Raw genomic sequence first — 12278 nt, 5'->3', positions numbered from 1 at the left:
ATACATGGATTATAAGCTATATCACCTCTCACATACAGACTTGGACGGTTATGGGTGTCAAATGGTCACACGAAGATATTTTGACTCCGTCACCTTTTATAACTCAAATTATGGTAGAGAAATCAACGAAAGATTCAATCAAATCTTTGCCGATATTCAAAATGATGGTTTTGAAAAAAATATCATCTTAATCACAGATTTAAATCTCACGCCTGAGCAAGCCAAAGAGTTTGACTCCAAGATTATGAATACGCAAGAAAACATCATGATCTTATTACTTGACCATCATAAATCAGGTCAAGATTGCGCGCAAGAGTTTGATTGGTATTATCTTGATGATACAAGATGTGCGACTAAAATCACTTATGATTTCTTTTCTAAGTTATATGGCCGTGATGAGAAGCTCAACAAATTTGTCAATGTCGTCAATGCTGTGGATATATGGCTCGAAGATAAAGCAGAATTTGAGCTAGGAAAAGTCTGCTTGGGATTGGTCAGTGGAGCAAAAGAAATCAACCGTATTATGTTCCCCAAAGAAAACAGCCAATACATATTTGAACTGCTTACCAAGATACAGCCCTACTTTGATTATGAAGACCCGCACATTGTTTTGGATGAAAATATACATAAAATCAAAAAAGAAATCCTCATGCAAGATAAAAACGACACATTAAGTAATCTAATTTCCGAATATAATGTTAAAATGTTGAACAAGAATAAAGAGTTCATGAAAATTGAATACGATGGGCATCTAGGAATCTTGACCTATAACATCGGAAACGTCTCTGTTATTGGCAATGCATTTCTAAAAGCCAATCCAAATTTTGATTTTTTCATGGATGTGACATCTAAAAAAACCATCAGTTTGAGAGCTGATGGCAAAATCGATGTCAGTAAGATGGCAGCAAAAATAGCCAACGGTGGGGGGCATGCAAATGCTAGCGGCGGTTTATTGGGCGGATTCAAAGACGGTTTTGTCTATGAAGGAATCAGAAGCCAAATCATGAATTTGATAACAAAAAAACTAGGAGGGAAAAATGCAAGATAACGAAATTCAAAATATAGAGTCTGAGATTGAAGAGTTGGCAATACAATTGACCGATATGTTAAATGTTGCGCTTTATTTTGCAGGGGTTAAAAAAGAGAAACTTGAAGAGGCCGTCGATGCTTATGTCAACGCGATAGACATTGTTTTCAAAGATGATGAAGATAGTGAAATGGGCAGAGATGAGATTATCAAAATCATCGAATATGTCAAGAAAAATCATCCGAAGCTGTTTGAATAAACCCTATAACAAGGATTAAAGATGAATTTAGAAAAAGTAAGAGCGGGATTTTTTATAATCCTGGCCATGACATTAAATTTTGGTTTTTTTTATGGGGATATTGATTCCATTGCCCATCATGATAAGTATGAACTTCTCGCCGCCATTGTTATCAATCTGATTGCCACCATCCTCAAGTTAGGAGATCGAACACAGATGGGCTCTGTCTTATTGGCGACTTCATTAGTCGCAGATATACAACTTATCACAGCGGCGACGATATGGACTATTGCGACTTATAATCAAGTCATGGGATCTCATGTTTCTGTTCTCATTGTCTCTTTATCAGGAGGCGCATTGCTTGCTAATATCACGTCTGTTATTTTGTACGTAGGTGATACTGTAAAGTCCAAAAGGTAATATCACAATGGAAATGAAGAATAGTTCTTTGTTTTTAATCTTGCAGAAGATGCGCGTGCCATTTATCGTGCTCATCATTGCTTATACTGTGGCAATCATTGGACTGGTCTCGATTGATGGGGTCACGAGTGATGGCAAAATATATCATATGAGCATCTTCGATGCCTTTTACTTTGTCACTTATACGGCTACTACCATAGGTTTTGGTGAGACCCCTTATGTTTTTACATATCCTCAGAGAATTTGGGTCTCGATGCTCATTTATATCACCGTCATTGGATGGTTTTATAGTATTGGTAGCATTATCTCACTCGTACAAGATAAAATCCTCATCAAAGAACTCGCACGAGCACGTTTCAAAAAACAGATCAAAAACCTCAAAGAAGATTTCTTTATTATTTTAGGCTTTAATAGCACCACACGTAAAATCATAGAAAAATCTTTAAAAAAGGGATTTCGTGTCGTCGTAATCGAACGAAATGAAGAGCGGGTCAATGAGCTCCTCTTGGAAGCATACACGCCCATTGTCCCCGTGATTCAAGCTGATATTTATGATCCTGTCGCACTGGAAATATCAGGTATCAAATCACGCTATTGTAAAGGGCTTGTCTCTTTATTTGAAGATGACAACTTAAATCTCAGAATTGCAATCACCTGTAAACTCACCAACCCCAATGTGCCTCTTGCCATCAAGTCAACCACAGAAAATCTCACGGAAAACCTTTCGGATGTGGGTGTTGAGATTATTGAAAATCCCTTTAGTATTATCTCAAATCATCTCCATTTAAGCCTCAATTCGCCCTCTATTTATCAAATTGAAAAATGGGTTTACAATATCGATACCTTAGAAAAAGATCCAATAAAATTACCAAGAGGCAAATACATCATCTGCGGATACGGTAGAATGGGGAAAAAACTCTACCATGTTTTAGAAGAAAATAAAATAGAAGCCACTTTTATAGAGATTGATATCAACCAACTTAAAAACCCCAACAAAAGAGGCGTCGTCATTGGCGATGCAGATGATAGAGACATGCTCAAAGACCAAGGCATTGAAGAGGCTGTCGTCATCATTGCGGGCACCAACGATGATACGACCAATCTCTCACTGTTATCAACGGCTAAGAAATTAAACCCTAATATCATCACCATTGCGAGAGAAAATGAACTTGAAAATTACTCAATCTTTCAATATTCAAAGATTGATTATGTCTATATGCTCTCCAAAATTCTGATACATAAAACCGTCAATGCATTAATCAATCCGATGTCTGACAAATTTTTAATCCTTTTGAAAAAGCAAAATGAAGCTTTTGGGGCAAATTTAATCAGACAGATTATGGATTTAATCGGTGCAAATCCAAAGATTTTTGAACTCATCATCGATGCAAATCAAGCCCATGCAATCGTCAACGCCCTTCATGTGGGGCATCCAATTTTGCTCGATTATCTCTTAAGAAGACGCGATGATAGAGTGCTTAAAAATAGCGTGATAACACTGCTCCTACAAAGGGGAAATAAATTTCATTTGCTTCCTCATACGCAAATGCTTTTAAAAGAGGGAGATAAACTCCTCTTTGCTGCGTCCTATGAAGCAAGTCAAGATGTTGAATACATTGCACAAAATATTCATGAACTCGAATATATCAGCAACAATTTTGAAGAATTTTAGGCTTTGGTTGCGATAAAAGTCACAAAATTTCCCCATTTGAAAATCGTCTCAACTCTCTTAAAACCAATATCTCTCACCATCATTTTATTTTCATCTTCGGTGTAAGGAATCAATATATTCTCCAGAGCTTCTCTTTTTTGTGAGATTTCAAACTCGCTGTAGCCTTGTGTCTTTTTGAAATCATAATAAATATCGATAATCTCTTTATTGAGTTTGTTATCGTTATAGACAATTTTTTCACTAAAGATAAACAAGCCACCTGGTTGTAATGCATTATAAATTTTTTTCAAAAAACTCACACGGTGGATAGGGCGAATAAATTGCAACATATAATTGGCAATAATCACATCACTTTTTGGTAAAGATGCCTCTAAGATATCCCCTAATTCCAACTTAATATCAGCACCATAGGCCTTGATTTTATTATGAGCTTGATGTAGCATAGCTTCTGAATTATCATATCCAATCAAATCCAGTTTTTTCTCACTTTTTTGATAGAGTGAAAGCAAGGTACGTGCGGTTGAACAACCCAAATCCAAAATTCGAGCATTGTCTTTAACGCGTGCGTTAATAACGCTACAAATGAGTGCAATAACCTCTTGATAAAAAGGGATGGAGCGTTCAAGCATATCATCGAAAACCGTCGCAACATTTTCATCAAATTCAAACTGTTTTTCAATGGGTTTTGTAAATACTTTATCCATGAAGACCACTTTTTGTAATAATCTTTTTAGCCGTATCAATATCTTTCAATATTTGTATTTTTAATGCCTCAAAAGAGTCAAATTTCTTATTTTCTCTAATGAAATCTACAAAACATACTTCCAAAGATTCCGGTGCTTCAATCTCTGAATCAAGGATGTGTGTTTCACAAGAAAATTTGCCATCAGAACTCTCTCTAATGCCAATAAAAGTGACAGAAGGAAATAATGAGGTTCCAATCTTACTCACTGTTGAATAAACGCCATGTTTAGGGAGGATGTACCTTCCAATTTCTAAATTAATCGTGGGAACAAACTCTTTTTTCCCCAATCCTTGTCCTCGAATATGCTGACCACTAATGCAATAACGCCTACCGATGAGATGATTGGCTTGTCTTATTTCTCCCTTTTGAATCAGTTCTCTCACTTTGGAAGAGTGAACCGAAATACCATCTAAGAAAAATTCATCCACGATGGTAATTGTTCCTTTGAAAAGGTTTTTGAGGTCCATAATATCACAAGACCGTTGTGCACCAAATTTGAAATCATAACCAATAATAATGTTTTTCAGATTGGGAAATTCCGCTTTTAAAAAAGAGACAAATGTCGTACAATCAAAAGATTTGATTTGATCGATTTTATAATAAAAGCATGGGAATGTCGTATAATCACTTCGTTTTCGACCCGGAGTCAAGTTTGCTTTTGCCCTATCGATGACAAATAAAGCGCCATTTGGGGAAAGCTTTTTGATTAATTGCTGATGTCCCAAATGCAATCCATCAAACGTTCCAATGGCAATAGAATCAATTTTTTCTTTTTCTGAAGCAGTAAAATGTTTCAACACTTCCCTCTTTTCCTTTTATTTTTGAATCTTGATACCCTACCAAATCCCAATATTGTAGGCAATTTGCTAGGAATTTTTCTTTTGCTCTTTGAATAGCAATCCCATCTTTTACGACACCTTTTTTATCCCGTTTGACAAGATTTCCTACTTCAAATTGCGGTTTAAATAAAATCAAAATATATTGCTTTGCTAGCAGATCTAAATGTGCTATGATATGTCCCACTCCGATAAAAGATACATCACAAGTTATCATATCAAATTTTTCTTGATAATGAAAATCTCGGATATCTGTTTTCTCAAAAACCTCTAAATTGGAGAATGTTTTGAGGCTTTCGTGCAACTGCTCATTACCAACATCAACCGCTACAACTTTTTGAGCGCCCTCTTCTAACAATACCTGACAAAATCCTCCCGTACTGCTTCCTACATCCAAGCACGTCATCCCTGCGATGTTAATCTCATCTTGTTCTTGGAGATAACTTTTTAGTTTATATCCAGCACGACTGACATATTGTTTTGAATCCACAACACGGACACACATCGCCTCTGTGACATCAAAACTGGGCTTTGAGATGATTTTATCATCCACCAAAACTTCTTGTTTTTTTATCAATTCTTGGGCTTTATTGCGACTTTGTGCCCATCCTTTTTCATGAAGATAATTATCCAATCTCACGCAGCATTACCTCCTCACTCATCAATGGCACGCCAAGGGCAAGTGCTTTGTCGTATTTGCTTCCTGCATCGGCTCCAAAAATCACAAAATCCGTTTTTTTAGAGACACTATTGGTGACTTTTGCCCCATGGGTAATCAACAGCTCTTTAATGACATCACGAGGCTTAGAGAGGCTTCCGGTGATGACGACTGTCTTGTTGGTAAAAAGTGACGCTATCTTTTCTGTTATCTCTGGATTTTTGATATGAAGTTGTGCATTCAAATGTAAAATCTTGCTTTTATTAACAACAAGAAAATCAATCAGACTGCGTGCCATCTCTTCACCGAAGCCATCAAGGGCGACAATATCTTCAAAGCGGGCATCAATCCAACTTTGGCCAAAATGTTCTGCTATTTTTCTCGCAGCGACTTCACCGATGTGTTCAATCCCTAAGGAATTAATAAAACGCTCCAAAGTCACATTTTTTGAATTTTCAATAGAGTGCATCAAATTGGTCACTTTTTTTTCTTTGAAGCCTTCCAATGCTAGCAAATCTACAGCACTAAGATTATAAATATCTTCCACACTTCGCAGCAGTTTTTTCTCATACAATAATTCAACGATTTTTGTGCCAAGACCATCAATATTCATGCATTTTTTTGAAGCAAAATGTATGATGGCATTGACGACTCTGGCTTCACATGAGAAGTTTTGACACTTAATCAAAATCCCCTCATCCAACACTTCACTGCCACAAATTGGACAATGAGTCGGTCTAGGGATATCTTGTTGTGTTCCATCCCTGCGCTCACGCAAGACTTTGGTGACTTTAGGAATCACATCACCACTTCTAATAATGATAATAGCATCATTGATTTTGATATCTTTTCTTTGTATTTCATCAAAATTATGTAATGTGGCTCGCTCGATTATGGCTCCATCAATATTTACAGGTTCTAGCACCGCCACAGGGGTAAGAACGCCCGTACGACCTACTTGGATAATCACATCAAGGATTTTGCTCACTTTCTCAACAGCAGGAAATTTAAAAGCCACCATCCATTTGGGATATTTCACCGTATAGCCCAACTCTTCTTCCAAGGCCACTTCATCGATCTTAATCACCATCCCATCCATCATCATAGGAATCGTATCACGGGATTGAATGAGATCATGATACAAAACACGTACATCATCTAAATCTTGTGTGATAATGGCTTTGGGTGGTTTCATAAAACCAAGATGATAGACAAAATCCATCCGTTCACTAAGTCGTGGTAAATCCAAGTGATTCTCACCGATTCCCCACGGATAAAACATCAACCGTCTGCTTGCTGTGACCTTAGTATCTAATTGACGCAAACTTCCCGCTGCGGCATTCCTCGGATTGGCGAATAGGGGCTCATTTTGCTCTAATCGTTCTTGGTTGAGAGTCTCAAAATCCTTTTTTCGTATCACAATTTCACCGCGTATTTCAATCAACTCTTTATAATCAATCTCCAAAGGAATCGAATTGATTGTTTTGATGTTTTCGGTCACATCTTCACCCATAACACCATCACCTCGCGTGATGGCTTGATGCAATTTGCCCTCTTTATAGATGATATTTAAACTTGCTCCATCAAACTTTGGTTCACAATAGAGTGTAAAATTTTGACTGGTTTTTTTAATCCGCTCAATCCACGTATCCAATTCATCATCTGAAAAGATGTCTTCCATACTCCACATTCTTTTAAGATGTTTTGCCTTGGAAAAACCCTCTTGTACCATCCCCCCTACTCTTTTGGTTGGAGAGTTTGCAAGCACTTTATCAGGATGTTTGCGCTCAAAATCCAAGACATCATGATAGAGTCTATCATACTCCTCATCACTAGCAAGAGGATCATCCTTGAGATAATAAGCCTCAGCCCATTGGTTTAAAAGTGCTACGTTATTTTTATATTCTAGTTCATTCATGAAAGCCAACTGTCATAGATTAATTTTAATATGGTAATACCTACAATAAAAAGGAAAAAGGTTCTGATAAACGTCACCTCCTTTTTCACCACCATCGACGAGCCTACATACGCACCGATAATTTGTCCCATTCCCATTAAAATACCGATGAAAAACAATACATGTCCCCCGATAATAAACACACACAACGAGACGAAATTACTGGTAAAATTCATAATCTTCGTCGTCGCCGTAGCTTTTTTGAGATTGAGACCCATCAATGTCACCAAGGCAATCGTCCAAAAGGTACCCGTTCCGGGTCCAAAGAAACCATCATAAAAGCCGATTAACAGCCCAAATATAAAGAAAAAAAGTGGTTTTTTTAATCGACTGCTTTTGTCAAGGTGACCAAATTTTGGGTTTAACAGCGTGTAGAAAAAAATGATAACCAACATAACGGGTATGATTTTATTCAAAATATCAGCCTGCAACAAAAGAATTGTTTTCGTCCCAATGACCGCGCCAATAAAGGTAAAAATCACTCCGATGTAAACCTCTTTGAATGTCACTAAGCCTTTACGGATAAAGTTCATCGAAGCGGTAAAACTCCCAAAAGAGCTGCCTAATTTATTGGTAGCAAGCGCGATGTGAGGCGGAATTCCAGCGGCAAGTAAAACCGGCACAGTGATAATTCCACCACCACCAGCAATCGAATCAACAAAACCTGCCAAAAAACCTGATGCTAAAAAAATAATATAATAATAAAATTCAAAATCCACTTATTGTGCCTCCAATATAGCATCTTGTACACGCAATGCTTGTTGATGTTCTTTCACATCATGAGCCCTCACGATTGATGCCCCTTTGCGCACCGCTTCGAGGTGAATCGCTAAGGTACCGGGCAATCGTTCGGCCACCTCACTCGTACTGATTGCATTAATCATCGATTTGCGACTTGCTCCTATTAAAAGGGGGTATCCAAAATGCAAAAAATGCTCATGATGCTGGAGGAGTGAGAGATTGTGCTCCAATGTCTTACCAAAACCAATGCCGACATCTAAGACAATTTTTTGGACGCCAAATGCTCTTGCTTTTTGCACACGTTCATCAAAAAAAGCATCCACATCCAAGATAACATTATCATATTGTGGATTGTCTTGCATCTGTTTCGGGGTGCCTCGTTTATGCATCAATACAACCGTAGCATCATAAGCTGAAGCAATCTTGGCAACCTCATCGTTTTCCAAAGCCGTAATATCATTGATAATGCTAAATCCACGGTCTAAGGCATATCGCAGGCACAAAGGGCTGTAACTATCAAGCGAAAACAAAACCTGATCATAAAATTTATTTTTCTCTATAATATCAACAATATTCTTGATGCGTTCCCATTCCGCTTCATCACTAATGGGAGTGCTACCGGGTCGGCTTGAGAGTCCACCAATATCAATAATATCAGCCCCCTCAGCCATCATTGTTTCAATGCGCATTTGAGCATCATAATCCGAAAATCGACTATTGGCATTGAAACTATCATGATTGGCATTGAGCACGCCCATAATCTGCGTTTTGTCCTTTTTGTGATGTAAAAATTCTGGCAAACGCGAGGCGAGCTCTTTGAGTCCAAAGGGTTGTATTTTTTCTTTTTTTGCAAGTTGATTGATATGATTTTCATTGGCAATCAATACCGCATCCACCAAAGGGTCTTGGCAGGTGACACTATTTTTGGGTACGGCCAAATCAGCTCCTATTGAGAGTGCATCTTGCTTTAGAATATTGGCAGCCGGTGCTCTGAGATCTTTGATATAAATCAAGTAATATTTTGATTTTTTACATAATATTTTGGCCCCTTCTGGGGTCACTTCTAAGTCTTTAAGGCACTCTTTTATATTGGTATCATCTGACATTTTATACAGTTTCATATTATCTCTTTTTTAAATAAATACTCAACAAAAGTGACACGAGGACATTGCCCGGTCTTGAATTCATATCCGCTAATTGAAACAAGCGCTCAAAATGCTCCATCTCACGAGTCGTAAACTCCATATGATAGCGGGTAATAGCATCTGATACAATTGTTTGAAGCAGAGATTTTAACTCATTTTTACTGATTTTAGAATAGCGTTGTACGCTGTGTAAAATCACCTTCAAATCCAATTGTGCCAGATTGATATCTAGCGGTATCTTCTCTTCTTTAAAATCCAATTGTTTCGCTAGCAATCTTGAGCGAATGGTAGGTAAAAAAACATTTTTTGTCTCACAAACCAAAATAAAAACAATATTTCGAGGGGGTTCTTCTAGCATTTTCAAAAGAGAATTTTGAGCATAAATATTATAATTTTTAGCCCCTAAAATGAGGAGTTTTTTCTCATTTTCAGCAATATAGGCTTCCTTAGTCACACTTTTAGCATCTTCCAAGAGAAAATCATCTCGAAAAAATAATTTGCGATAGACATCAGCATACAGAGTTTCTATATGGTCATATGCCTTTTGTAAATTTTTACAAATCAGGATATGACTGCGAAGGTCTTCATCATTCACTATCAAAATCTACCTCAGCAAAAAGCAAGGCATTGATACTTTTATCTAGAAGTTTATAGAGTTGTATCAGTTTAATATCCAAATTCTCATCACTCGAGGAGAGAAAAAAGCTATTTTGCAACTGTTCGTCCATAACCCAGATAAAACTATCGTCTTTTCTTTTGGCGATTTGCATTTTGATATTATTATTTTTTCCCACATAAAAGTACGTGTAGCCATTCGGGAAAGATTGCATCAGCATATTTTCGAGTAATTCAATATCCTCTTTGGTTTTTAAAGTGTTGAGATTAGGAAATAATGCCTTTAATGAGACAAAAGGTAAAATTGGTCTGTTTTTCGTCAATCGATTGACATCACTTAAAACATATTGACCGAACCATTCACGATCATCATCAGTGACAATCAAGATAGTGTGTCCGGCCAATAAGTTTTTGAGCATTGAGACATTGAGGGGTACCCATTCAAATCTCTTCTCTTCCATCCAACTCATCATGGAGCTATCTTTACGAATATTCTCCAATGACCACTTTAAAAATTTCTGCATAAATTATTGGTCCAATTTATAGGCATCATGAAGTGCACGAACGGCTAATTCTCCATATTTTGCACTAATCACCATCGAGATTTTAATTTCACTTGTGCTAATCATTTGGATATTAATTCGCTCATCAGCCAAGGTATCAAATGCAGTACAAGCAACACCACTGTGAGATTTCATCCCTACTCCTACGATAGAGACTTTGACAATCCCCTCATCAATCTCTATTTTTTCTGATGCTTGGATATCTTCCATCGCTTTTCTTGCGATATTGAGTTCATTATTTGGAATTGTAAATCCTAAATTTGTTGCACCATCAACCCCCACATTTTGGATAATCATATCGACATTGACACCCTCTTCTGCAAGTTTTCTGAAGATTTCAGCAGCAATACCCGGTTTGTCAGTAACACCTCTTAATGTAACCCTTGCTTGATTTTTATCAATAGCAATACCACTAACGAGTGGTTTTTCCATTATGTCCTCTTCTCTCAAAATATTTGTTCCTTCATTGTTGTTAAAACTACTTCTTGTAATCAAATTAACATTTAATTTCTTTGCTAATTCAACCGACCGGCTTTGTAAGACTTTAGCACCTAAACTTGCCAATTCTAGCATTTCATCATAGCTAATATTAGCTAATTTTCTTGCCTTTGGTTCAATCCTTGGATCTGTGGTATAGACCCCATCAACATCGGTATAGATTTCACAAACATCCGCACCCAATGCCCCCGCAATCGCCACCGCACTCAAATCACTACCGCCACGACCGAGCGTTGAGACTTCACCAATTTCAGTGATACCTTGAAAACCCGCTACGACGACGATATTGCCTTTTTTTAATTCTTTTTCAATACGTGACCCATCAATATGCTCAATCCGAGCCTTAGTATGAAGATCATCGGTTTGAATTCCCGCTTGTCGTCCACTCATGGCAACGGTTTCATGACCCATTTCGCTCAACGCTATGGCCAAAAGCGCACTGGTTACCCGCTCTCCTGAACTCAGCAATAAATCCATCTCTCGTTTTTTTGGGTCTTTGCTAAAACTGTGTGCTAATTCGATTAACTTATTGGTCTCACCACTCATCGCAGAAACTACCACGACTAAATCATTACCTTCTTTTTTCCTTTGAGCAACTCTTTTTGCCACTTCTGTAATTCGCTCTACTGTTCCGACGCTTGTTCCGCCGTATTTTTGCACGATTAGCATCTTGTTCCAACTCCCATCTATAAATACCCTTCTTTTTTAAAATATTGTAATACTTTTTGATATACCGGTCGCTTAAAATAGGTCACCACATCAAAAATTTCTTTCAATTTTACAAAATCATAATCATCAAACTCAGGATGTTTTGTATTGAGATTGATGGTAGCATTTTGCTTCAATTTGACAAGAAAGTACGTTTGACTCTGCCCATCAAATGGATACATTTTCTTCGCAATCGTTTTTGGAAAATCATATTTTAATTGTTCCGGATATTTTGTAATTATTTCAACTTTATCAGTGCCTATTTCTTCTTTAAGTTCTCTAAAAAGTGCCTCTTGTGCCGACTCGCCCTCGTCAATACCGCCTTGAGGAAATTGCCAAACGTTTTTTATATCATTCCTTCTGGCGATTAAAAATTCACATGCAAGCGGATATCGGTGCGACAATATTACTGCGGCCACATTCTGTCTGTATTTTTTAATTTCCGGCATTTTATC

At 37.4% G+C, this 12278-nt stretch carries 14 protein-coding genes; 4 read left to right on the top strand and 10 right to left on the bottom strand.

The window, feature by feature from the left end; translation table 11 throughout:
- Positions 1–4 precede the first annotated feature (4 nt).
- The 4 genes from SFB89_RS05210 to SFB89_RS05195 are packed head-to-tail and all read left to right on the top strand — an operon-like array spanning position 5 to position 3357.
- Positions 5–1048, top strand: coding sequence for a DHH family phosphoesterase (locus SFB89_RS05210; RefSeq protein ID WP_331775890.1), 1044 nt, complete (start codon positions 5–7; stop codon positions 1046–1048).
- Complete coding sequence (locus SFB89_RS05205) at positions 1038–1286, top strand: hypothetical protein (RefSeq protein ID WP_331775889.1); 249 nt, start codon at positions 1038–1040, stop codon at positions 1284–1286. Before SFB89_RS05210 ends, SFB89_RS05205 begins: the two co-directional genes overlap by 11 nt.
- 21 nt (positions 1287–1307) lie before the next feature.
- Positions 1308–1685 (top strand): DUF6394 family protein, encoded by a 378-nt coding sequence (locus SFB89_RS05200; RefSeq protein WP_331775888.1) that lies wholly within the window; start codon positions 1308–1310, stop codon positions 1683–1685.
- Between the two features lie 7 nt (positions 1686–1692).
- On the top strand, positions 1693–3357 hold the full coding sequence (locus SFB89_RS05195; protein ID WP_331775887.1) for a potassium channel family protein: 1665 nt from the start codon (positions 1693–1695) through the stop codon (positions 3355–3357).
- Here the strand turns inward: SFB89_RS05195 and cmoA are convergent.
- The 10 genes from cmoA to SFB89_RS05145 are packed head-to-tail and all read right to left on the bottom strand — an operon-like array spanning position 3354 to position 12272.
- Positions 3354–4061 carry a carboxy-S-adenosyl-L-methionine synthase CmoA gene (gene cmoA / locus SFB89_RS05190; protein ID WP_331775886.1) on the bottom strand — a complete coding sequence of 236 codons (708 nt, stop codon included), beginning with the start codon at positions 4059–4061 and terminating at the stop codon, positions 3354–3356. The two genes, SFB89_RS05195 and cmoA, sit on opposite strands and share 4 nt — an antisense overlap.
- The gene (locus SFB89_RS05185; RefSeq protein ID WP_331775885.1) at positions 4054–4899 is read right to left on the bottom strand and encodes a bifunctional riboflavin kinase/FAD synthetase; all 846 of its coding nucleotides are present in this window, start codon (positions 4897–4899) and stop codon (positions 4054–4056) included. Before SFB89_RS05185 ends, cmoA begins: the two co-directional genes overlap by 8 nt.
- Complete coding sequence (gene tlyA, locus SFB89_RS05180) at positions 4862–5578, bottom strand: 23S rRNA (cytidine-2'-O)-methyltransferase TlyA (RefSeq protein WP_331775884.1); 717 nt, start codon at positions 5576–5578, stop codon at positions 4862–4864. Before tlyA ends, SFB89_RS05185 begins: the two co-directional genes overlap by 38 nt.
- A complete protein-coding gene (gene ligA / locus SFB89_RS05175; protein WP_331775883.1) occupies positions 5565–7514 on the bottom strand; it encodes an NAD-dependent DNA ligase LigA in 1950 nt (649 codons plus the stop codon). Before ligA ends, tlyA begins: the two co-directional genes overlap by 14 nt.
- Positions 7511–8272 carry a TSUP family transporter gene (locus tag SFB89_RS05170; protein ID WP_331775882.1) on the bottom strand — a complete coding sequence of 254 codons (762 nt, stop codon included), beginning with the start codon at positions 8270–8272 and terminating at the stop codon, positions 7511–7513. The genes ligA and SFB89_RS05170 overlap by 4 nt, the downstream gene beginning before the upstream one ends.
- Positions 8273–9415 (bottom strand): dihydropteroate synthase, encoded by a 1143-nt coding sequence (gene folP, locus SFB89_RS05165; RefSeq protein ID WP_331775881.1) that lies wholly within the window; start codon positions 9413–9415, stop codon positions 8273–8275.
- 1 nt (position 9416) lies between these two features.
- A complete protein-coding gene (locus SFB89_RS05160; protein ID WP_331776056.1) occupies positions 9417–10034 on the bottom strand; it encodes a DNA polymerase III subunit delta' in 618 nt (205 codons plus the stop codon).
- On the bottom strand, positions 10027–10578 hold the full coding sequence (locus SFB89_RS05155; protein ID WP_331775880.1) for a HobA family DNA replication regulator: 552 nt from the start codon (positions 10576–10578) through the stop codon (positions 10027–10029). The genes SFB89_RS05160 and SFB89_RS05155 overlap by 8 nt, the downstream gene beginning before the upstream one ends.
- A gap of 3 nt (positions 10579–10581) precedes the next feature.
- Positions 10582–11784, bottom strand: coding sequence for an aspartate kinase (locus SFB89_RS05150; RefSeq protein ID WP_331775879.1), 1203 nt, complete (start codon positions 11782–11784; stop codon positions 10582–10584).
- A gap of 17 nt (positions 11785–11801) precedes the next feature.
- Positions 11802–12272 carry an RNA pyrophosphohydrolase gene (locus tag SFB89_RS05145; protein ID WP_331775878.1) on the bottom strand — a complete coding sequence of 157 codons (471 nt, stop codon included), beginning with the start codon at positions 12270–12272 and terminating at the stop codon, positions 11802–11804.
- Between the last annotated feature and the right edge of the window lie 6 nt (positions 12273–12278).

This window comes from Sulfurospirillum sp. 1612 (genome assembly GCF_036556685.1).
GTDB lineage: Bacteria > Campylobacterota > Campylobacteria > Campylobacterales > Sulfurospirillaceae > JAADIZ01.
The sequence above is the reverse complement of the archived record's forward strand: the minus strand, read 5'-3'. Positions and strand labels throughout refer to the sequence as shown.